The organism is Sagittula sp. MA-2 (assembly GCF_030126985.1).
Classification (GTDB): domain Bacteria; phylum Pseudomonadota; class Alphaproteobacteria; order Rhodobacterales; family Rhodobacteraceae; genus Sagittula.
In genome coordinates this window covers 3,622,239-3,642,524 of sequence record NZ_CP126145.1, presented here as the reverse complement: position 1 = coordinate 3,642,524, position 20,286 = coordinate 3,622,239, and the positions used below count along the sequence as shown (strand labels likewise).

22 protein-coding genes are annotated in these 20,286 nt (G+C 65.7%); 7 read left to right on the top strand and 15 right to left on the bottom strand.

Annotated features, from left to right (window positions below; translation table 11 throughout):
* Positions 1–30: 30 nt before the first annotated feature.
* Entirely contained in the window at positions 31–462 is a 432-nt protein-coding gene (locus QNI11_RS17775; RefSeq protein WP_283981163.1) for a DUF1489 family protein, read from the bottom strand.
* A 146-nt stretch (positions 463–608) separates the two neighbouring features.
* Between QNI11_RS17775 and QNI11_RS17770 the strand changes: the two genes are divergently transcribed.
* Both QNI11_RS17770 and QNI11_RS17765 read left to right on the top strand, forming a co-directional pair.
* Complete coding sequence (locus QNI11_RS17770) at positions 609–1,868, top strand: SulP family inorganic anion transporter (protein ID WP_283981162.1); 1,260 nt, start codon at positions 609–611, stop codon at positions 1,866–1,868.
* A gap of 191 nt (positions 1,869–2,059) precedes the next feature.
* On the top strand, positions 2,060–4,561 hold the full coding sequence (locus QNI11_RS17765) for an adenosylcobalamin-dependent ribonucleoside-diphosphate reductase (protein ID WP_283981161.1): 2,502 nt from the start codon (positions 2,060–2,062) through the stop codon (positions 4,559–4,561).
* Positions 4,562–4,910: 349 nt separating this feature from the next.
* Here the strand turns inward: QNI11_RS17765 and QNI11_RS17760 are convergent, their stop codons facing one another.
* Positions 4,911–5,630, bottom strand: a complete 720-nt coding sequence (locus QNI11_RS17760; RefSeq protein WP_283981160.1) for a WYL domain-containing protein — start codon at positions 5,628–5,630, stop codon at positions 4,911–4,913.
* A 484-nt stretch (positions 5,631–6,114) separates the two neighbouring features.
* Between QNI11_RS17760 and QNI11_RS17755 the strand changes: the two genes are divergently transcribed.
* The 4 genes from QNI11_RS17755 to QNI11_RS17740 all read left to right on the top strand — a co-directional run bounded on the left by QNI11_RS17755 (position 6,115) and on the right by QNI11_RS17740 (position 9,840).
* Complete coding sequence (locus tag QNI11_RS17755; RefSeq protein WP_118137043.1) at positions 6,115–6,450, top strand: helix-turn-helix domain-containing protein; 336 nt, start codon at positions 6,115–6,117, stop codon at positions 6,448–6,450.
* Between the two features lie 551 nt (positions 6,451–7,001).
* Positions 7,002–7,643 (top strand): TniB family NTP-binding protein, encoded by a 642-nt coding sequence (locus tag QNI11_RS17750; protein WP_283981159.1) that lies wholly within the window; start codon positions 7,002–7,004, stop codon positions 7,641–7,643.
* A 160-nt stretch (positions 7,644–7,803) separates the two neighbouring features.
* On the top strand, positions 7,804–8,244 hold the full coding sequence (locus QNI11_RS17745) for a hypothetical protein (RefSeq protein ID WP_283981158.1): 441 nt from the start codon (positions 7,804–7,806) through the stop codon (positions 8,242–8,244).
* 507 nt (positions 8,245–8,751) lie between these two features.
* Positions 8,752–9,840, top strand: a complete 1,089-nt coding sequence (locus QNI11_RS17740) for a TRAP transporter substrate-binding protein (protein ID WP_100929291.1) — start codon at positions 8,752–8,754, stop codon at positions 9,838–9,840.
* Positions 9,841–9,921: 81 nt separating this feature from the next.
* Here the strand turns inward: QNI11_RS17740 and QNI11_RS17735 are convergent, their stop codons facing one another.
* The 11 genes from QNI11_RS17735 to QNI11_RS17685 form a co-directional block, all read right to left on the bottom strand.
* Positions 9,922–11,313, bottom strand: a complete 1,392-nt coding sequence (locus QNI11_RS17735) for a TRAP transporter large permease subunit (protein WP_283981157.1) — start codon at positions 11,311–11,313, stop codon at positions 9,922–9,924.
* Positions 11,313–11,888 (bottom strand): TRAP transporter small permease subunit, encoded by a 576-nt coding sequence (locus QNI11_RS17730; RefSeq protein WP_100929293.1) that lies wholly within the window; start codon positions 11,886–11,888, stop codon positions 11,313–11,315. The genes QNI11_RS17735 and QNI11_RS17730 overlap by 1 nt, the downstream gene beginning before the upstream one ends.
* Before the next feature lie 408 nt (positions 11,889–12,296).
* Positions 12,297–12,626 (bottom strand): hypothetical protein, encoded by a 330-nt coding sequence (locus QNI11_RS17725; RefSeq protein WP_283981156.1) that lies wholly within the window; start codon positions 12,624–12,626, stop codon positions 12,297–12,299.
* A 100-nt stretch (positions 12,627–12,726) separates the two neighbouring features.
* Positions 12,727–13,590 (bottom strand): transglutaminase family protein, encoded by an 864-nt coding sequence (locus QNI11_RS17720; protein WP_283981155.1) that lies wholly within the window; start codon positions 13,588–13,590, stop codon positions 12,727–12,729.
* A 217-nt stretch (positions 13,591–13,807) separates the two neighbouring features.
* Complete coding sequence (locus tag QNI11_RS17715; RefSeq protein WP_283981154.1) at positions 13,808–14,098, bottom strand: hypothetical protein; 291 nt, start codon at positions 14,096–14,098, stop codon at positions 13,808–13,810.
* 52 nt (positions 14,099–14,150) lie between these two features.
* Positions 14,151–14,381 carry a hypothetical protein gene (locus QNI11_RS17710; protein ID WP_283981153.1) on the bottom strand — a complete coding sequence of 77 codons (231 nt, stop codon included), beginning with the start codon at positions 14,379–14,381 and terminating at the stop codon, positions 14,151–14,153.
* Between the two features lie 337 nt (positions 14,382–14,718).
* Positions 14,719–15,522 carry a transglutaminase family protein gene (locus tag QNI11_RS17705; RefSeq protein WP_283981152.1) on the bottom strand — a complete coding sequence of 268 codons (804 nt, stop codon included), beginning with the start codon at positions 15,520–15,522 and terminating at the stop codon, positions 14,719–14,721.
* A 351-nt stretch (positions 15,523–15,873) separates the two neighbouring features.
* Positions 15,874–16,251, bottom strand: a complete 378-nt coding sequence (locus QNI11_RS17700) for a hypothetical protein (protein ID WP_100929299.1) — start codon at positions 16,249–16,251, stop codon at positions 15,874–15,876.
* 453 nt (positions 16,252–16,704) lie between these two features.
* Positions 16,705–17,178 (bottom strand): YHS domain-containing (seleno)protein, encoded by a 474-nt coding sequence (locus QNI11_RS17695; RefSeq protein ID WP_283981151.1) that lies wholly within the window; start codon positions 17,176–17,178, stop codon positions 16,705–16,707.
* Between the two features lie 12 nt (positions 17,179–17,190).
* Positions 17,191–17,751: a pyridoxamine 5'-phosphate oxidase family protein gene (locus QNI11_RS17690; RefSeq protein WP_283981150.1), complete on the bottom strand. Its 561-nt coding sequence runs from the start codon at positions 17,749–17,751 to the stop codon at positions 17,191–17,193.
* A gap of 7 nt (positions 17,752–17,758) precedes the next feature.
* Positions 17,759–18,223 carry a nuclear transport factor 2 family protein gene (locus QNI11_RS17685; RefSeq protein WP_283981149.1) on the bottom strand — a complete coding sequence of 155 codons (465 nt, stop codon included), beginning with the start codon at positions 18,221–18,223 and terminating at the stop codon, positions 17,759–17,761.
* 126 nt (positions 18,224–18,349) lie between these two features.
* On the opposite strand from QNI11_RS17685, the gene QNI11_RS17680 reads away from it, so the two are divergent.
* Positions 18,350–18,544, top strand: a complete 195-nt coding sequence (locus tag QNI11_RS17680) for a hypothetical protein (protein WP_283981148.1) — start codon at positions 18,350–18,352, stop codon at positions 18,542–18,544.
* A gap of 157 nt (positions 18,545–18,701) precedes the next feature.
* On the opposite strand, the gene QNI11_RS17675 is transcribed toward QNI11_RS17680, so the two are convergent.
* Positions 18,702–19,472, bottom strand: a complete 771-nt coding sequence (locus QNI11_RS17675; protein ID WP_283981147.1) for an SDR family NAD(P)-dependent oxidoreductase — start codon at positions 19,470–19,472, stop codon at positions 18,702–18,704.
* 5 nt (positions 19,473–19,477) lie between these two features.
* On the bottom strand, positions 19,478–20,284 hold the full coding sequence (locus tag QNI11_RS17670) for an ABC transporter permease (protein WP_283981146.1): 807 nt from the start codon (positions 20,282–20,284) through the stop codon (positions 19,478–19,480).
* Between the last annotated feature and the right edge of the window lie 2 nt (positions 20,285–20,286).

Here is a 20,286-nt window from a genome sequence, read left to right as displayed (position 1 = left end):
GGGGCGGCCTGCGGGCCGCCCTTTTGCGTTTCAGATCACGCCGATCTCTGCCAGCGCGCCGGCCAGTTCGGGCGGCAGCGGGTCCTCTGCCGCGCGGCAGGCGGGCAGGTCGGCGGGGGCGTCGCCGGGGGCGAGGTAGCGCCAACCCTGAAAGGGGCGCTTGGGCGTCGCCTGCACGCGGATCAGCCCGGGCTCCAGCACGATGGCGCAGCGTTCGATGCCGTCCTGCCCGGTGACCCGGTCGAGCCGTGCGATTCGCTGCCGGGCCTGGATCAGGCCCTTGATGACCCAGAAGATCGAGCCGCCGTTCAGCACCTCGGCCTCACGCCGGGGCCACATGCGGGTGACGTGGCGGGGCATCCCTTCGGGCCAGCGCGGCGCCTGCGCGGTCTGCCACGCGGCGAGATCCTCGACCGACTCGGTGCCGACGGAGAGTTTCAGGAGGTGGACGGTGGCAGGCATCGTGACGGCCTCGGCGCTTGGGTTGGGGTGCCCCTGTCGGGAGCTACAAGATAAGGTGTTGCCCTGCGGACGCAAGCCCGCGCGACCGTCTTGCATGGCGGGCGCGGCGGGGGCATGACTGGTCAAGCGTGTGCGCGGAGGCCGTGATGACGCCGAAGATCCTGACAACGATGAAAACCTACGACCGGGAGACCCTGCGCGCCGACGTGCTGGCGGGGATCACGGTGGCCATGGTGGCGCTGCCGCTGAGCCTTGCCATCGCGGTGGCGTCCGGGGCCGGGCCGGAGAAGGGGCTGGTGACGGCCATCGTCGGCGGCTTCCTGATCTCGCTCTTGGGCGGCAGCCGGGTGCAGATCGGCGGCCCGACGGGTGCCTTCATCGTGGTGGTCTATGGGGTGATCGCCGAACACGGCTACGACGGGCTGGTTCTGGCGACGCTGATGGGCGGGCTGATCCTGCTGGTCGCGGGTGCGCTGAAGGCCGGGCGGCTGATCCGTCTGGTGCCGGAGCCGGTCATCAACGGCTTCACAATCGGGATCGCGGTGATCATCGCCACCAGCCAGCTGAAGGACCTGCTGGGTCTCGACGCGGCTGTCCCGGCGGAGTTCTTCGCCAAGCTGGGCGCGCTTTGGGAGGCGCGCGGCGCGGTCAGCGGTGCGGCCCTGGGGGCGGGGATCGCCGCGATGGTGCTGATCGTCGCACTGCGCCGGGCCTTCCCGAAGCTGCCGGGGCTGATCGTCGCGGTGGCGCTGGTCTCTGCCGCGGTGGCGGTGGCGGACCTGCCGGTGGACACAATCCGCAGCCGGTTCGGCGACCTGCCGCGCAGCCTGCCGCTGCCCGCCATGCCCGAGGTCACGCTGGCCCGGCTGGCGGAACTGCTGCCCTCCGCCCTGATCATCGCCTTCCTCGCCGGGGTCGAGTCGCTGTTGTCTGCCATGGTCGCGGACCGGATGAGCGGCGGCCACCACCGCCCCAACGCGGAACTGCTGGCGCAGGGCGCGGCGAACGTCGGATCGGCGCTGTTCGGCGGCCTGCCCGCGACCGGCGCCATCGCCCGGACGGCGACCAACGTGCGCGCCGGAGGGCGGACGCCCGTGGCTGGGCTCGTGCATGCGGTGACGATCCTCGTGGTGATGCTGGTGGCGGCGCCGCTGGCCGGGTACATGGCGATGCCCGCTCTGGCCGGTCTCTTGATCCTGACCGCCTGGAACATGAGCGAGCCGCACCGCTGGGCCGCCTACCTGAAGGACCGCCGCTCGGACCAGGTGCTGCTGGTGCTGACCTTCGTGCTGACCGTGGTGGCGGACCTGACGGTGGCCATCGGGACCGGCGTGGCGCTGGGGCTGGCGCTGCGCCTCGCCCGGCGGCAGGTGCCGGACGCCGACTGGGAGCCGCGCGACCGCTGAAACGCCGCGGACCGGGACGGGACTGCCGAAAGGCGCTCCCTGCCATGAAACGCAGCCCGTTGCGGGCCCTTGCCGCATTGGGCCAGAGACGGTGTCGTGCGCCTTATATGGTGTGAGGTGGCATCTGCTCTTCAACGTGTTGCGGTTTGCGCGTATGCTCACCCTTCCGCCTGAAAGGAGAATCACCCGCCATGACTCGTTTCGCCGCGCCCATTGCCGAACAGATCTGGGACATGAAGTATCGCCTCAAGGAGGCGGATGGCACACCCGTCGACCTGTCGGTGGAAGACACCTGGCGGCGCATCGCCCGCGCGCTGGCGAAGGTCGAGGCGGAGCCGTCGGCCTGGGAAGAGCGGTTCTACGCCGCGCTGGAGGACTTCAAGTACCTGCCCGCCGGCCGCATCACCGCGGGCGCCGGCACGGCCCGCTCCGTCACGCTGTTCAACTGCTTCGTCATGGGCACGATCCCCGACACCATGGGCGGCATCTTCGACATGCTGAAGGAGGCCGCGCTGACCATGCAGCAGGGCGGCGGCATCGGCTATGACTTCTCCACCATCCGACCCAAGGGCGCGCCTGTGACCGGCGTGGCCGCCGACGCCTCTGGCCCGCTGTCCTTCATGGACGTCTGGGACGCCATGTGCCGCACGATCATGTCCGCAGGCAGCCGCCGCGGCGCGATGATGGCGACCATGCGCTGCGACCATCCGGACATCGAGGCCTTCATCGGCGCAAAGTCCGACAGCGCGCGGCTGCGGATGTTCAACCTCTCCGTCCTCGTGACCGACGCCTTCATGGAGGCGGTGAAGGCCGACGGCCCGTGGGAGCTGCAGTTCGACGGCACGGTCTATCACACCGTGCAGGCGCGTGACCTGTGGAACCGCATCATGCGCGCGACCTACGACTACGCCGAGCCGGGGGTGATCTTCATCGACCGGATCAACAAGGCCAACAACCTCAACTACGTGGAGACCATCGCCGCCACCAACCCCTGCGGCGAGCAGCCCCTGCCGCCCTACGGCGCCTGTCTGCTGGGTTCGGTGAACCTGGCCCGGCTGGTGGCCGAGCCCTTCACCGACGCCGCCCGCCTCGACGAGGAGGCGCTGGACGAACTGGTGACCTGCGCCGTGCGGATGATGGACAACGTGGTCGACGCCTCGCGCTTCCCCCTGCCGCAGCAGGCCGAGGAGGCGAAGAACAAGCGCCGCATCGGCCTGGGTGTGACCGGGCTGGCGGACGCGCTTCTGATGATGGGCCAGCGCTACGGGTCCGAGGCCGCCGCCGATCAGGCCGAACGCTGGCTGAAACGGATCGCCCGCGCCGCCTATCTCGCCTCTGTCGAGTTGGCGAAGGAGAAGGGCGCCTTCCCGCTGTTCGACGCCGAGAAGTATCTCGCCTCCGGGAACATGATGGCGATGGACGAGGACGTCCGCGAGGCGGTCCGCGCGCACGGCATCCGCAACGCGCTGGTCACCTCCATCGCGCCGACCGGGACGATCTCGCTTTACGCCGGGAACGTGTCGTCGGGGATCGAGCCGGTCTTTGCCTACGCCTACACCCGCAAGGTGCTGCAGAAGGACGGCACCCGGACGGAGGAAGAGGTCGTCGACTACGCGGTGCAGATGTACCGCGCGGTGCACGGCGAGGAGGCGGAGCTGCCCGACTACTTCGTGAACGCCCAGACGCTCGCGCCGCTGGAGCATGTCCGGATGCAGGCGGCCGCCCAGAAGTGGGTCGACAGCTCGATCTCCAAGACGATCAACTGCCCGGAGGACATCTCCTTCGAGGACTTCAAGGAAGTCTACATGGCGGCCTACGAGACGGGCTGCAAAGGCTGCACCACCTACCGCCCGAACGACGTGACCGGGTCGGTGCTGAGCGTGTCGGAGGAGAAGAAGGCCGAGAAGTTCATTGGTTTCGGTGAAGCTTTGAAATGGCGCATGGAAGCGACCGGAAAGAAGATCACCGAAGTCGTTTCCGAGTCGGGTGTTTCGCGTGACGTGATCAACAAGCTTCTCTCACGGGAGGGCAGCTCTACCAACGCCGAGAATGCGATCGCGATCGCCCGTGCATTCGGTCTCGATGTTGACGGGTTCATGTCCCGGGCCGCCCCTCCCGAGGTCGTCGCCAATTCCGACGCCGAACCCCAGACCCCGCACGGCGACGTGATCTACATGTCCGAACCCTTCGACCGGCCCGAGCACCTGGAGGGCAACACCTACAAGCTGAAATGGCCCGACAGCGAACACGCGATCTACCTGACGATCAACGACATCATCGTCGGCGGACGGCGCCGGCCCTTCGAGGTCTTCATCAACTCCAAGAACATGGAGCATTTCGCCTGGACCGTGGCGCTGACCCGGATGATCTCGGCGGTCTTCCGGCGCGGCGGCGACGTGTCCTTCGTGGTCGAGGAACTGAAGGCCGTCTTCGACCCGCGCGGCGGCGCATGGGTGCAGGGCAAGTACATCCCCTCGATCCTCGCGGCCATCGGCGGCGTGATCGAACGCCACATGATCGCGATCGGCTTCCTGGAGGGCGAGGGCAAGGGCCTGAAGTCCGACCCCACCGCCAAGGTCGTGGGCCTCGACGCCCCCCGCGGCAAGGCCTGCCCCTCCTGCGGCCAGTTCACGATGATGATGGTCGAAGGCTGCATGACCTGCGCCTCCTGCGGCCACTCGAAGTGCGGGTGAGTGGGGGTGTGATAGTCATTGTAGGACCCACTAAATCTTGTCCATTTCCGGGGTAATTTGTCCATTCCGGCACAGGATTAATGACCACCGGCTGCACCGCAGCCGGTGGTTTCTTTTTATATCAATGAGTTGCGCGTCTGGCGGATTTACGGCTTTTGGTGCGCCGTAGCAGTGCTCCGCCCTGGTGGGCGCCGTTGACGGCCAGCCGCGCTTTCGGCATCCCTCAGGCAAATCCGGCCGGGTTCTTTCCAACCTCCTCCTCCTGCAGAACCTCTGCTCGAGGGCATGGCGCGATGCTCCGCCACCGATCTGACGGTCCCGACCATCAAGCGCACCGCCGCCAATGCTCTCAAGGTTCACCAAGATTTCGCCCCTCCAGTAGATCTGCTTCAGTATTGAATTCAATAATTTCAGATCGAGCCAAGGCTGATTGCACATCCTCCTTGTTCACGACAACAATATGTTGCCGCCGTGCGTCTTCTTTTTCGGCGTCACCCAACAGACCCAGTCTCTTGAGGGCGTAAAACAGCATTGCATTCCGGACTCTGAGGACCATAGAGCCATCCGACATGCCGTAGTCTTTAGCGACGACCTTCTTCTGGCTGTCTGTCAGCTGCGGATGGGGCGCAATCTCGATCCCGACATACTCTTGCCAGATTGTGTCCTTGTCTCCCAGCGCCACGGGATCACCGAACGACCCGGCCTCTAAGATCCGAGGAAGCAGGAAATCCTTAAACCTGTTCTCCAAATGGCAGAATGCGCGTGTATGCCACCGGAACCCGTCATAACCGAAGGCATGGGGGGTAATGCGACGCCAAACCGGATCGGGTCGCTTAGTGTTCATCGACTGGTAGCACACATCGAGCGAACGGCGCTCCCGCATCGCCGTCAATACTGAGCGCAGTATCTCGGTATCAATGATGCGATGCGGTGTAACCGCTACGTCTATCTCCGGCACATGTGCCACCCATGAATCTTCTAGCCGAGACAGGCCTTCCCGGAAGTCGGAAAACCTGGCGGTCGATGGGTCGGGCAAACGTACCGGACGCTCAACATCATCCAGCAGCAAGTCCAGAACTCACGTCAGCGTATCCTGTTCGGCATGGCTAACTCGGGTCAGAGAAATGTCGTATACTGGGACATTGGGTCTGCGCCGGAGCAATATGGTATCGAACATGGTACGGCGCTGTCGCGTGAAGAGGCTCGCGAAGCGGCCGACTTGCGAACGAGGCTCAATCCGTTCTCCAGCGTCGAGCAGAGGCTTCTCGTTAAGGCCGGCTACGCCGGCGCGGATGCAGCCCTCAAGGCGCGCGGCTTTATCCCGGACATTCCGGCTAACTTTCCAGTTCTGCCCTGATGGCGCAAAGAGCACTGCGGCGATATCAGCTACGCCGGCGTAGTGCTGACTGTCGCTGGTGCCCACAACGAGCGACTGTAGACTAGCTGCCGGCCTGGGGAAATGAAGTGGCGAATGACGCTGCATCTGTAAATATCTTCAAAGATTGTCGGCTTCGTGCTACATATGTTTATAATATGTAGTGCGAAGCTGACAGATGCCAACACCTCACAATCCTCCGGCCGCTGTGCGGCGCGCGCTGCGCAAGCTCGGCGCGGACATCCAGGACGCCCGGCGGCGTCGGCGGTTGCCGATGGCCGTCGTAGCAGAGCGAGCTTTCACGTCGCGGTCGACACTCCAGAAGATCGAGGCCGGAGACACCAGTGTCAGCATCGGCATCTATGCCAGCGTCCTCCAGGCGCTTGGGCTACTGGAGGGGCTAAGCCAGGTTGCGGATATCGCCAACGACAGCGTCGGCCAGGCGCTGGCCAGTGCCGACTTGCCGAAGAGTGTCCACCTCAAGCGGCCAGCGGGACCGTCGCGCGATGGCTGATTTCGAAGTTCACGTCGATCTGAAGGGCCGCCTGCATCCTGTCGGACTGGCGCGTAGCAACCGTGTCCGCGGTGGTGAGACCATCCTGTTCGAATACGATCCTGCCTGGCTCAAGGATGCGGAGCGGTTCTCGCTTGAGCCTGCTCTCCCCACTACGCGTGGCGCCTTTGCTCCACCGGCAGGGCTGTCGACCTTTGGCTCGATTGGCGACTCCGCGCCCGACACCTGGGGACGCCGCCTCATGCAGCGCGCGGAACGACGCAGCGCCGGACGGGATCGCCGTGCGGTGCGCACGTTGACCGAAAGCGATTATCTCCTGGGTGTCGCTGACGAGACCCGGCTTGGCGCGCTGCGATTTCGGCGGGTGGGCGAGGAACCGTTCCTAGCACCGATCCGCGCGGGGGTTCCCGCCCTGATCGAGCTCGGACGCCTCCTGCAGGTCACCGAACGGATCCTGCGGGATGAGGAGACCGACGAGGACCTCCAGCTCATCTTTGCGCCTGGCTCATCGCTCGGCGGAGCGCGTCCGAAGCCCGGCAACCCTCAAGAGCATGGTGCTGGAGATGCTCGAGAAGAGTGGCTACGGAACTGTGTCGCCGACCCGGCAGGTCTGGTCGCTTGTCCAGATCCTTCGCGAGCGCATGCGCGTGACGGGTACTGTTGTCCTGTGGATCGACGAGGCCCACGACCTGTTTTGCGCGGACAGAAACCTCATTCTGCGCGCGTTGAAGTCCCTGATGCAGGGGGATGATGCCGTGATCGTTGTCCTCTCCGGCACCGAGGAGCTTGCGCAGGTTATCCGGACGGACCCCCAAGTTCAGCGGCGCTTCTCGACGGTCGCTTTTGCGGCGTTGGTTCCCGAATTGCACGGTGACCTCTTCCAGCAGATCGTCGGCGACTACTGCCATCGAACTGGCCTTGGTGCGCCGGTCGAGGCCGACCTTGTCGGACGGGTATTCCATGGCGCGCGCTACCGGTTCGGTCGGGCGATCGAGCTGATCGTGCGCGCGATCGAGGTGGCCCTCTACGCGGAGGCCAGCGATCTGACGATCGATCACTTCGCCCGTGCCTGGGCCATGCATGAAGGGTGTCCTGCCGACCAGAACGTGTTCTATGCCGAGCAGTATCGGCTTCTGCGCCTCGATCAGGCCTCCGAGGTGGCACCGCGTGTCTCGACGCGGCGGAGGGGCTGAGTCATGGCGATGCTTTTCCCCCGCTTGCCGTTTCATCCGGATGAAACTCCGCTCTCCTGGGCCGCGCGTAGCGCGGCCTTTCACACGGGTGGGCGCCTTGTGCCGTTTTTGAACGACTTTGGCATCGACCTCTGGTCCTTGAAGCGTGGCGAGGGTGAAGATGTCCGTCATTCTATCGATGTTGCTGCAGGGGCGCTTGCTGCGTGCATGCCGTTTGGCCGGTGCCGCTGGCCTGGCGGCCGTTCTCGTGGATCCTCAGGAGATCAAGTCGAAGCTTGCGCTTCCCCGTCCCGGGATGAGCGGGGAGTTGGCGCTCATCATTCTCGGGTTCGATCCCTCCCGAGGCCGTCGCGTGTTCTGCCATCCCGAAGCGGCACCGCTGATCGCATCCGAGCCTTGCGGCGAGGACGTCTGGGTTTCGCCCGCGGCGCTCGAGAACTTCCGGCAGAAATACGTGACCAAGAAGAGGCTGCCCCTGATCACGGGTGCGCGACCGCTCGCCATTGAGAAGTTGCTTCGGGAGCGCGGGGTCAAGCCGATCTGGGACCCAAGGGAGTTCGGTGCTGCCATCTATGAGAAGGCAGACCTGTCCTTGGTTTGATCCGGACGCCGACGACTTCGAAATGGATGCCGCCGAAAGGCGGCATTTTTCTTGGAAAATCGATGGACATTAATCCTGTGCCAAAAGGACAAATTGGCCGCCGCCGGCGCGAAGGCGATTCTTTGGACTGAGTTATTTCAATGACTTATGGTTCAGTCGAGCGACCCCGATGGCGTTTTTTTGGTGGGTCCTACAGTCATTTGTGGCGTGCCACGCCAAATGACCTAACCGTCTCAAAAGGCCATTTTGCCTGAGAAGATGAAGAAACGGCCCCGGGGAGTACCCGAGGCCGTTTGCATGTCGCGCTGTGGCGATGCCTGGTGGTGCGGTCCGGGATCGGCACGACGAGCCGGACAGGTATTGATGCGTTCTGCATTTCCATGACCGGGTAAACAACATGCTGTCGGCACTGGACTGTCTCTGCCCGTCCTGTATTGATGGCCGCCGAAGCGGTCCGGGTTTGTCCGGAAACCGTGGAAAAGACCTATCAAATCTGTGGGAGGAAACATGGATCGTCGTTCTTTCATTCGCCGTGGTGCCCTGGCAGGCGCCGGTGCCGCAGCGCTGGCCAGCCCGGCCGTCGCGCAGGACCGTATCACCTGGCGCATGGTCACCACCTGGCCGAAGAATTTCCCCGGTCTCGGTGTCGGCGCGCAGCGCCTGGCAGACCGGATCACCGCCGCCTCGGGCGGTCGTCTGACCGTGCAGGTCTATGCAGCCGGCGAGATGGTGCCGCCGCTGCAGTCGCTGGATGCCGTGATCGACGGCACCGCCGAGATGAGCCACGGCGCCGCCTACTACTGGCAGAACAAGTCCACCGCGCTGAACTACTTCACCGGCGTGCCCTACGGCATGACCTCGCAGGAGCTGGGCGGCTGGGTGCGTCACCTCGGCGGCCAGGAGCTGTGGGACGAGGTCTATGACCAGTTCGGCGTGCAGGCCTTCCTGTCGGGCAACACCGGCACCCAGGCGGGCGGCTGGTTCCGCGACGAGCTGACCGGTCTCGACAGCCTCAAGGGCGTGCGCTTCCGCACCCCCGGCCTCGGCGGTCGTGTCTGGGAAAAGCTCGGCGCCACCGTGACCAACATGGCAGCGGGCGAAATCTTCCAGGCACTGCAGTCGGGCGCGCTGGACGCGGCCGAATTCGTCGGCCCCTACAACGACCTGGCGCTCGGCTTCCATCAGGTGGCGAAGAACTACTACTTCCCGTCCTTCGTGGAGCCGGGTCTCGCGACCGAGCTGGTGGTGGACAAGGCCAAGTACCAGGAACTGCCGGAAGACCTGCAGGCCCTCGTCCGCGATGTCTGCCAGGCCGAGTACGACATGGTCGCCTCGGACTTCGTGGCGAACGACCCGCGCGCGCTGAAGACCCTCGTCGAGGAGCACGGCGTGCAGGTGCGCCAGTTCCCCGAGGAAATCCTCGAAGCAGGTGCCAAGGCGTCGATGGAAATCATCGCGGAGCTGCGCGACAGCGGCGACGAGATGACCCGCAAGGTCACCGAGCACTTCATCGAATCGCTGAACATGATGCGCACCCGTACCGAGGGCAACGACCTGAGCTTTGTCCAGGCGCGGGCGAAGTACTTCACCCTCTGAGCGTTTTCCGCTTCGGAAAAACGAAAGGGCCCGGACGATGTCCGGGCCCTTTTTGCATGTGCGGCGCTGGTCGCGCCCGGCTCAGCCCGCGATGACGTTGGGCAGCCAGGTGACCACTTCCGGGAAGACGAAGAGCAGCGCAATCGCCAGGATCTGCAGCAGCACGAAGGGCATGATGCCCTTGTAGATGGCCGAGGTCGGCACGCTGTCGGGCGCCACGCCGCGCAGGTAGAACAGCGCGAAGCCGAAGGGCGGCGTCAGGAAGGACGTCTGCAGGTTCACCCCCACCATGACGCCCAGCCAGACCGGGCTGATGTCCATCGCCAGGAGGACCGGCGCGGTGATCGGGATCACGATGAAGATGATCTCGAACGTGTCGAGGATGAAGCCGAGCACGAACATGATCGCCATGACGGCGGCCACCGCCATCAGAGGACCACCGGGCAGGCCGGTCAGGAACTCGTGCACGAGGTTGTCGCCGCCCATCATGCGGAACACGACCGAGAAAACCGCGGCGCCGAAGAGGATGATGAAGACCATGCTGGTGATGGTGGCGGTCTGGATCGCCGTCTCGTGCAGGATCTTCAGCGACAGTTTCCAGCGCAGGGCGGCCAGCAGCGTGGCGCCCACGGCGCCCACGGAGGCCGCTTCGGTCGGCGTCGCGATGCCGCCGAGGATCGAGCCCAGAACCGCCAGGATCAGCAGAAGCGGCGGCAGGAGCGCGGTGAAGATCTCGCGCTTCAACCCGGCCTTTTCCTCGGGCGGGACGGGGGTTGCGGGGCAGCTTTCCGGGTCGGCGATGGCCTTGAAGATCACGTAGCCGATGTAGAGCACCACCAGCAGCACGCCCGGCAGCATGGCCCCGGCAAAGAGGTCGCCGACCGAAACCGGGCTGGGGGCGAAATTGCCCTTGGCCATCTGCACCTGGGCGTTGATCCCCGAGAGCATGTCGCCCATGAAGATCAGCACGGTCGACGGCGGGATGATCTGGCCCAGCGTGCCGGAGGCGCAGATCACGCCCGTGGCCAGCGTCGGCTTGTAACCCGCGCGCATCATGGCGGGCAGCGAGATAAGGCCCATGGTAACAACCGTGGCGCCCACGACGCCGGTGGAGGCCGCCAGCATTGCGCCGACGATCACGACGGAAATCGCAAGGCCGCCGCGCATGTTGCCGAAGAGCTTGCCCATGGTCATGAGGAGCTGCTCGGCGATCTGCGATCGTTCGAGCATGACCCCCATGAAGACGAAGAGGGGCACGGCGACCAGCACCTCGTTGGTCATGTAGCCGATGTAGCGGTTCGGCAGGGAGCCGAAGTTGGAGGGGTCGAAGACCCCGTAGTACATGCCCACCAGGCCGAAGATCAGCGAGGTCCCTGCGAGGGTGAAGGCCACCGGGAAGCCCATCAGCAGGAAGCCGATGATGCCTACGAACATGAGGCCGGAGAGGAGTTCTCCGATCAGGACGGGATCCATCAGACGGCCTCCGTGGGATGGGTTGGATCTTCGGTGCGGGTGTAGCGGATGCGTTCGGGAACGAGGTCCTCGCGGCCCGCAAGCATCAGGATCGAGCGCAGGATCATCGCCAGCCCCTGCAGCGCGATCAGCGCGGCGAAGACCAGGATGAAGGTCTTCAGCACGTAGAGACCGGGCATGCCGCCGACGTTGGCGGAGCCTTCGCCGTAGCTCCAGGACCGCTGCACGAAGGGCCACGCGTAGGTCCAGACAACCCACATGGAGGGGAAGAGGAAGACGAGCACGCCCACCAGGTCGATCACCGCCTTCTTCTGCGGAGAGGCCGGGCGGTAGAAGATGTCGACGCGCACGTGGTTGTCGCGCAGCAGTGCATAGCCCGCGACCGCGGTGAACATCGCGCCGTTGAGCCAGATGTAGAGATCCTGCATCCAGACGTGGCTGACGGCGAAGACATACCGCTGTACCACGACGGTGAAGCAGACGAGCACGATGCCGACCGACAGCCAGGACACGACCGTCCCGACGAAGGCGTTGATCGCGCAGATGATGGCGGCCATGCGCCCGATGAATTTCACGCTGCGTCCTCCCTCTGAGGGCCGGGAAAACCACCCGGCGGTACGGCGTTCTATCCCGACCACAAGGGGGAAGTCCAAGCGGTCTCGGCCGGGAATGTCGCATTTCGGCAGGAAAAATGCGCAACTCCGGGTCTGTTGAGGGGGCTTGGGGCCTCGGTCCCTTGGCGAACCGGTCTGCCGGGTGCTTCGGGAGACCCGCGCCTGGTCCTGAGGGCGGAGGGGCCATTCTGCCGGCCCCTTGGCTCGAGTCGCCGGAGTGGCAGTTTCGCTGTGCATCGCGGCCATCCGTTCCCGAGGAAGGGTGGTGGACAATTTGCAGGGAGCGGACTTGCGGGACCGTCGCGCGGTTGGCGGTCAATCAGCCTGCGCATTTCGCCGCGGACGGCCCGAAGCCAAATTTCGCCGCGTTTACCGAAGGCTGCTGCGCAGCCAACTATCGCGGGCATCGGCGTCGGGGTGTGTTCTGGACTCCCCGCATATAGGCTGATGGCGTGCCCCTGCCTTCCCCGGCGGGAACAGATCATCACTCGTCTTTACGGTGCCGGTCAGGAGACCGGGCGCGTTTTCCATCGCGTAGCTGAACGGCCTCGGGGAATTGGGATTGATCGCGATTGTCAGGCACATGGCAAGAAGATTGCCTGTGTCGATCACCAGCCCGAACCATTGGGCATCGGCAGGAGAGCCAATACCGATCATGGGGATGATCGCGCCGTCGTGACGATCATCAGGACGTTGCACACGAAGGGTTCAGGATTGTTCGGCATGTCCGGCTTTGCGCCGGGCTCGGTGTCACGCCCCGGCGCTTTTGCGCAATGCCCCGGTACGCGGACACTGGAACTCAGGTGCGCACATCCACCGTGACGTCAAGGCCGAGAAAGTCTCCGTTCCTGCCGCTGAAGCTGCCCGATACCGGCGAAATCTGGTGGATGTTGCGGGCCACTGCGACGGGGATCAGGTTGGCAGAGCCGACGGATCTGTTGGTCGGATCGAAGGGGATCCAGCCGGCGCCGGGGATGAAGACTTCGGTCCATGCGTGGGTCGCCCCCGTGTCCGTGGACCCGGCAAGCTCGCCGCCGGAGTTGAACAGGTAGCCGGAGACGAGCCGCGCGGCGAGGCCCAGGGTCCGGACCGCTTCGGCAAAGAGCACGGCGAAGTCGCGGCAGGTGCCCCAGCCGCGGTCCAGCGTCTCGAGCGGCCCCTGCGTGCCCTCGGTCTCCCGGCTCTGGTAGCGGATGTCGCGGGTGATCGTGTTGCTGATGTCCTTGAGCAGCGCCAGCGTATCCGTCGGATGCGCCGCCACGAGGGACTCTGCCCAGTCGCGCAGGCGATGCTTGGCGTCCCAGCACTGCGGCGCCGGGAGCGCACCGAGATCGGTCACCTCGTCCGGTGAATAGGTAAAGGGATAGGACGCGGCCGAGGCGGCGATGGGAAAGACCGGCCAGACCGGCGCGCGCAGGTCGACCTCCATCCTCGCCGTGATCTCGAGCATACGCGCCGGGGTGGGGAAGACCGCCGAGGCGACGGCATTGCCGGCCACGTCGTGCGACCAGTCGAGGACCGGCTCGGGCCGGATGTCGAGGGCGAAGGACACGAGGCTGAGGTCGCGGGTCTCCCGCGGGCGCAGCATCAGCTGGTGTCGTCCGAGGGCGATGTCCTGCCGGAACGTATAGCGCGTCACATGGGTGATCGTCAGCTGGGTCATGGGGGCTAGGAGGTCCGGCTGCCGCGTTGACGCCCTGTCGAGACAGCGCTGCGGACGCCGCTGCGCCATTCGGTCTTGCCCTTGCAGCGCCTGCAGATGCGTTCGCCGAACCCTTCGCTGGGAAAGGTGCCTTGGCAGCACAGGCACTTGCGGTCCGCCCGGACGTCTGCGGCCGACCGCGCTGTATGGTCGTCTGTCCGTGTGTCACGCGTTTCGGTCATATGACGTCCTCGTGGCACGTCACGCCCGGTACGTCAGCGATGGCCCGCGTGATGAGTTGCCGGATGCGCAGATCCGCGGGGTTTTCGATCAGTCCCTCACGCTCCAGGAAGGAGTGCCATTGTTCCCTGACCACGGCGCAGTCGTGCGAGGGATCGGTGAGCATCTGGAGCGCAAGATCGTCGAGGTGCCCCCAGTCGTCCGCATTGTCGGGATGCGGGTCCGCCGTCGCGACGGCGGGCGCGCTCATGAAAAATCGGGTGTCGAGCGCGATCAGATCACCGGTCATTCCGGCACCGGCCCGCGGCCTGTCGGCGCGTTCAGGTGCGCGCGGACGGGTCTCACTCGCCAATGCCCGGGCGCGAGCTTCCCGGACGCGGGCCATCCCCCACGGACATCGGGTCCGATGCGGAAGGCTGGCGCCCGAGGTGCGATGTCCGGCTTTGCCCGGAGGCGGGCGGAGACACACTGTAGAGGGTGCGTATCTCTGCGTCCGAGACCCCGTCCGCCAGCATGATGAGCTGGATCATCGGGTCTGCAAGCATCTGCTCGACGAAGCGGTTGGGCAGCATGATCGGTGCACCCCCTGTGCGCTCTCGGCTTTGCCGCTCGGGTGTGTCCTTGCGATGTGCCTCGCGTGGCCTCAGGACGGAAACGGCAGAGAGCGTACCCCATTCCGGCGTCTCGCTGTCCAGCGGACAACAGAAAGGGCGCCCTGCGGAGGGGCGGGCGAAAGGAAACCCGGTGAGGGCCGGGAACCGATTCTTGAGGCCAGGGGAAATGACCGTGTCGCGTGGAAGGTCCATCAGGGAACTCCTTGAAGCATCGGGAAAGCAAACGGAGTCCGCACGCCCGGAGGGGCGGTCAGGCACTGGCATGCAAGGCGGAGGTCCTTTGACCGGGGTTCGGTCAGGGGGCGGGCACATTGCCTCCGGGCGTGTCGTCGACCTCATGGGTCCAGACCTCGAAGTCCGACAGCGTGCCCGGTCCGAAGATCTGCGTGAGCGGCACGTCCGCCGCGTCACGGCCGCGCGCCACCAGGATGCGCCCGGTGCGCCGCGTGTTGTTGCGGGGGTCGAACACCCACCACTGGCCGTCGAGATAGACCTCCATCCACGCGGCGAAATCGTCCGAGGGGTGGGGCAGGGGCTGGCCGATCTCGCTCAGGTAGCCGGTGCAATAACGCGCCGGGATGTTCATGCAACGACACAAGGCAATCCCGAGATGGGTGAAATCCCGGCAGACCCCGTGCCCGCCGGCCAGCGTCTGCGCAGCGGTGCGGGTGGAGTCGGCCTTCATGTAGTCGAAGGTGATGCTTTCATGCACGTAGTCGCAGATCGCCTGCACGCGGGACCAGCCCGGCGCGGCCTGGCCGAACAGCGCCCAGGCCCGCTCGGACAGCAGGTCGGTGTCGCAGTAGCGGCTGCCCAGCAGGTAGACGAGCGTGTCGAACGGCAGATCCTCGACGGCGTGTTGCTGCGCGTCGGGCGCGTAGGGATCGGGCAAGCCTGTGTCGCGGAAGATCCCGTCGGTCGTCAGCGTGAACGCGCCCGCAGGGGCGATCATCCGGGTGCACCAGTTGCCGAAACCGTCGCGGTAGCTCTCGAGCGGAACGCTCGGTTGCGTCACGAGGTAATCCGCGCGCTCCAGGTCTCCGAAGCGGGAATAGTGCACGTTCAGCACCGCGATCACCGGCGTGGGTTGCGTCAGCATGTGGGTAATACGGCACCCGATGTGCATCCGCAGCCCGGGGCCGCGGTCTGTGGGCGCACGCCAGCGGGGATCATCCCTCAAGGCTGTAACTCCGTTTGGCCTCCGGAGAGGTCATTGATAGACGCCCGCGCTTCCCGGGTCGGGGAAAATGCGTGGCGAGGGGTGAAGTGTTTTCGGCACCGCACGATGCCAGGGCAGGATATGCGTGCCAGTGGCCGAGGCCCGTACCGTTGCCGGCCATCCAGGCAGGGACGCGGCTTGCGCGACCCTGATCCCTCATGTCGCCCGCCCGCGAGGCGCGGATCGCAGCGCGGGAAAGGCTGTCGAGCAGGAAGCCCATGACGCTGAGCATCACCCCTCGTCGACCTCGCTGAAGACCGGAGCATCGAGGTCGATGGCGGCGAGACAGGCCTGCGCAAGATCGCGATCAGGGCCGTCCGAGCCGGGCACCGTGGCCCAGCCGGCCTCCATCAGCGCATCCCTTTGTTGGTAGCGCGAGACATCTCGGATCGTTTCGAGCTTGGCCCCGCGCTGCGGATCCGTCCGGGCGATGTCGAGGCAGACGGGCACCATGGCCGCGGTCACGTTGTCCTCGGACATCTCGGCAGCTTGTTCCTGCGCTGTGCCGCCGGTCACCCAGCCGCCCCAGGAAAAGCCGACGATGGCCAGGGTCACCGCGCCGATAACGGCACCGTAGATGCCGGGCTTGAGCCATTCTGGTGCATTCATGAAAAGTCCTCCAGCGGAGAAAGCGCCGCGTCGCTCTGATGTCGTGGCAGATCGTCACCGGATGGCATTGGCGCGCGTGCCCAAGTCGGCCGCGCGAAACGCGTCCGATGGTAGAAGCGCGACCCAGGCCCCGGTATCTCCCGAGGCGAGTTCCATGCGTCCCGATGTCGTGAAAGAAGCGCCGCTCGTTGCGGCAAAACCTTTTCGGCCTGAAGAAGATATAGCCTGTCTTGGCTCGAATTACAACTGCCACGGTCAGTTGCCGGACTCTCAGGGCCGATAAATGCGCAGGAATGGTGGCCCGATGATGACGGTTGCTGCAAGGGCTGTGGCCGGGGGGAATGCCCCACGGCAAAGGTCATCGTGGCCCGCCAATCCCCTCCGGTCCTTTGGTATTCGGTGCCCGAAGGCAGTCCCGGGCCACGGCTTCGCGTCGCGGCCCGGGCGCATCGGTCAGAGGTCGCCGACAGGGGTGGTCGCGATCTCGGGCCACTTGGCGAAGGCACCGGCGATCACGGCGTCCTTGTCTTCGAGGTACTTCTCGAAAATCGCCTCGTTCACGAAGAGGTAGAGCTTGCCGTCGACGATGTCGGCACAGCGCACGTCGCCGTCGAGCTTCTTGCCGACATAGACGCCAAACGCACAGAACCCGCCGAATTGCGGCAGCATCGCCGCCGGGTCGGCCTCGAACGCGGCCTTGGCGTCTGCCGTTGCGAAGTAGTAGTCGACGCCGTCATGCGCGACGGTGAACTCGGCGTCGCCGATCGTCGGCGCGTCGGACCTGAACATCGACACCGGGTCGAAGCCGTGGATGCCCAGCGTGTTGCCGGTCAGGGTCAGGCCGTTGGAGACGTTGACCTCGTCGGCGGCAAAGGCGGCCGGGGCGAGGCAGATGAGGGTCGCGGTCAGGAAAGCATTCAGTTTCATGGGATGGTCCTTTCAGTGGGTTTGCGGAAGAGGGATCAGGCGCCGCGGCCGATGCGGGTGACGGCGTCGTCCGTCCACCACACGCCGTTGGCGACCATGCGGAAGTTGATGATGGCGGCGAGATAGCCGTCTCCTTCGGGCACCTTCGCCCTGCAGATGGGCTATCAGGGCCGGATCCTCGCCGATCGCGGCACGGCCCAGCAGCTTCAGGCGTTTCGCCCGGGCGAAATCCATTGCGGTGATCGCGACGCGATCGTTGCCGCGCAGGTTGCCGGTGCTGATGTACTGCCGGTTTCCGGTGTAATCGGCATAGGCGACGGTCTGCGGGTCGATGACCTTCAGGAAACCCGGTGCGCCGCCGCGGAACTGGACATAGGGCCAGCCGTCCTCGCTGACCGTGGCCTGGAAGATGCCGTCGCGGGTCTGCAGGAAGGCCGTCTCGCGCGCACCGAGGAGGGCGTCAGGCACGGGCGTGTCGGAAATCGCCTGCGCGTAGAGGCTGTCCGACCCACGCCGGCGTTGTTCCGCGCGGACGGCGGAGGTGAAGGCGATGCGGGCGTATGCGCTGGACAAGGTCGCCTCACAACCCGAGGTCGGTGAGACCGGGATGCTCCGCCGGGCGCGGACCCTGCGGCAAGTGCATCAGGCGCTGGTCCCCGGCGATGGCAATGTCGTTGATCGAGGCGATGCGGTGGCGCATCAGCCCGTCTGGGGCGAAGTCCCAGTTCTCGTTGCCATAGGCTCGGAACCAGTCGCCGCCCGCGTTGCGATATTCGTAGGCAAAGCGCACCGCGATCCGGGTTCCGTCAAAGGCCCAGAGTTCCTTGATCAGCCGGTAGTCCAGTTCGCGCCGCCATTTGCGGATAAGGAAATCGACGATGGCGGGGCGGCCAGAAAAGATCTCTGCGCGGTTCCGCCACTGGCTGCCGGGCGTATAGGCCAGCGCCACTGTGTCGGGCTGGCGGCTGTTCCAGGCGTCTTCGGCCATGCGCACCTTCTGCGTGGCTGTCGTGGCGTCGAAGGGCGGTGTCGGCGGGCGGCTCATCATGGTGTTCCTTGAAAGGGGGACGCTGGGGCGCCCCTGCGGAGCACCCCTTTACTGCGTGCTCAGGCGGCGGGCGAGTTCGGGGCGCAGGATCATCCGGCGCATCGCCTGGCTGCGGAACACAAGGTGCGCATCGTCGAGTATCTCGAACGGCTCTGCGCCGACGCCGGGCTGGCTGACCCGGGCAAGGTGGCGGAGCGGCTGGCGTTGCTGAAGGAGGGGGCGATTGCCTCGGCGCATGTGCGCGGCATGCCGGAGGCGGCGCAACTCGCGAAGGAGATGGCGCGCCTCCTGATCGAGGACAGCCGCGCGCGGGGCTGAGGCGGGGCGGCCCTGTCCGGCCACCCATGCTCAGGCCGCGCGGTCCCATGTGCCGCTGCGGGCCGCCTTGGCAAAGTCGTTGAAATCGGGCGGGTCGAATTCATTCAGTCGGTTTTTCTGGGACTGGCAAGAGCAGGTTGGGGCAGGGGGGCCTGCGTTACAGGCACTCCCCGCCGTCGATCACCAATGCCAGTCCCGTCACGAAGGCGGAGCGGTCGGAGGCGAGGTAGAGGATGCCTTCGGCGATCTCCTCCGTGCTGGCCCAGCGGCCCATCGGGATCGTGTCGGAGACATAGCTCTCCAGTGCCGCGCGGCCGCCCATCTGGGTCTCGAACCCGGCGTTGAACGGCGTATCGACGAACCCCGGGCACAGGGCGTTGAAGCGGATGTTCTCCCGCGCGTAGTCGGCGGCCATCTGTTTCACCATGGCGACGGCCGCGTGTTTCGTCGTGGCATATGAGATCATTCCACGGTCGAACTGGACGCCGGAGTTCGACGCCGTGATGATGACCGAGCCGCCGCCCTGCGCGCGCATGTGGGGGATGACAGCCCGTGCCGCCACGAAATGCGCCCGCACGTTGAGCGCCCATGCGGCGTCCATCTGCGCGGGGGTCACGTCCTCGGCGCGGCCGGCGATCTGGATGCCGGCGTGGCTGTGCAGCACGTCGATACGGCCATGATCCTTGGCGACACGGGCAATCTCGGCCTCGACCGCCGCGTCGTCCCGCATGTCCAGCGCGCGCGCAGCACCCTGGCCGCCGGCTGCATGGATCATCCCGAGCGTCTCGTCGGCCAGATCCTGTTGCAGGTCGCTGACCACAACGAAGGCGCCCTCGCGGGCCATCGCGACGGCCCCCGCGCGCCCGATCCCCGACCCTGCGGCTGTCACCAGAGTGACCCGATCCTGCAACATGGCTTTCTCCTGCATGTGGATTATCCGCGGGTCCTGGCCTGTGACCGGCGCAGCAGAAGCTGGGCCACGATCAGAAGGGTCAGCGAAGCGATCATGACCATCGTGCCGATGGCGTTGATCTCGGGCGTGACGCCCCGGCGGATCGACGAAAAGACATAGATCGGCAGGGTCGTCTCGGCCCCGGCGACGAAGAAGGCGATGACGAAGTCGTCAAAGCTGAAGGTGAAGGCCAGAAGGAACCCTGCCAGCACCGCCGGGAGGATCTGCGGCAGCGTCACCTGCCGGAAGGTGCCGAAGGGTGTGGCCCCAAGGTCGCCGGAGGCTTCGATCAGCGCACCGTCCAGCGTCTCCATCCGGCCCCGCACCAGCAGCACCACCAGCGACATGGTGAACAGCCCGTGCGCCCCGATCAGCGAGCCCGCGCCCAGCGAGAGCTGCCAGCCGGTCAGGGGTTCGAGCCAGGGATTGATCAGGTCGAACACGCTCACCAGCGCGATCAGTGTGGCGATGCCGATCACGATGCCGGGGATCATGACGGCGATCTGCACCAGCAGGTCGAAGGCGGCGCGCACCCGTCCGCGCATCCCCGTCAGGGCCAGCGCCGCCGCCGTGCCCACGAGGGTTGCCAGCACCGCCGACAGGAAGGCGACGCGCACGGACGTCCAGAGCGCCTCCATCACGAAGGGGTTGTTCAGCGCGCGCCCGTACCATTGAAGCGAGAACCCATCCAGCGAGGAGGCCGACCGCCCCGCCGAGAAGGAGAACAACGCGATGATGCCGATCGGCAGGTAGAGGAAGGCGTAGACCGCCAGTGCGTAAAGTCTCATGT

Bases quoted from the DNA above. Each gene is read 5' to 3' on its own strand.
- QNI11_RS17775 (WP_283981163.1), bottom strand. From the start codon at position 462: ATGCCTGCCACCGTCCACCTCCTGAAACTCTCCGTCGGCACCGAGTCG.
- QNI11_RS17770 (WP_283981162.1), top strand. From the start codon at position 609: ATGACGCCGAAGATCCTGACAACGATGAAAACCTACGACCGGGAGACC.
- QNI11_RS17765 (WP_283981161.1), top strand. From the start codon at position 2,060: ATGACTCGTTTCGCCGCGCCCATTGCCGAACAGATCTGGGACATGAAG.
- QNI11_RS17755 (WP_118137043.1), top strand. From the start codon at position 6,115: ATGCCAACACCTCACAATCCTCCGGCCGCTGTGCGGCGCGCGCTGCGC.
- QNI11_RS17750 (WP_283981159.1), top strand. From the start codon at position 7,002: ATGGTGCTGGAGATGCTCGAGAAGAGTGGCTACGGAACTGTGTCGCCG.
- QNI11_RS17745 (WP_283981158.1), top strand. From the start codon at position 7,804: ATGTCCGTCATTCTATCGATGTTGCTGCAGGGGCGCTTGCTGCGTGCA.
- QNI11_RS17740 (WP_100929291.1), top strand. From the start codon at position 8,752: ATGGATCGTCGTTCTTTCATTCGCCGTGGTGCCCTGGCAGGCGCCGGT.
- QNI11_RS17735 (WP_283981157.1), bottom strand. From the start codon at position 11,313: ATGGATCCCGTCCTGATCGGAGAACTCCTCTCCGGCCTCATGTTCGTA.
- QNI11_RS17720 (WP_283981155.1), bottom strand. From the start codon at position 13,590: ATGACCCAGCTGACGATCACCCATGTGACGCGCTATACGTTCCGGCAG.
- QNI11_RS17715 (WP_283981154.1), bottom strand. From the start codon at position 14,098: ATGACCGGTGATCTGATCGCGCTCGACACCCGATTTTTCATGAGCGCG.
- QNI11_RS17710 (WP_283981153.1), bottom strand. From the start codon at position 14,381: ATGCTGCCCAACCGCTTCGTCGAGCAGATGCTTGCAGACCCGATGATC.
- QNI11_RS17705 (WP_283981152.1), bottom strand. From the start codon at position 15,522: ATGCTGACGCAACCCACGCCGGTGATCGCGGTGCTGAACGTGCACTAT.
- QNI11_RS17700 (WP_100929299.1), bottom strand. From the start codon at position 16,251: ATGAATGCACCAGAATGGCTCAAGCCCGGCATCTACGGTGCCGTTATC.
- QNI11_RS17695 (WP_283981151.1), bottom strand. From the start codon at position 17,178: ATGAAACTGAATGCTTTCCTGACCGCGACCCTCATCTGCCTCGCCCCG.
- QNI11_RS17685 (WP_283981149.1), bottom strand. From the start codon at position 18,223: ATGAGCCGCCCGCCGACACCGCCCTTCGACGCCACGACAGCCACGCAG.
- QNI11_RS17675 (WP_283981147.1), bottom strand. From the start codon at position 19,472: ATGCAGGAGAAAGCCATGTTGCAGGATCGGGTCACTCTGGTGACAGCC.
- QNI11_RS17670 (WP_283981146.1), bottom strand. From the start codon at position 20,284: ATGAGACTTTACGCACTGGCGGTCTACGCCTTCCTCTACCTGCCGATC.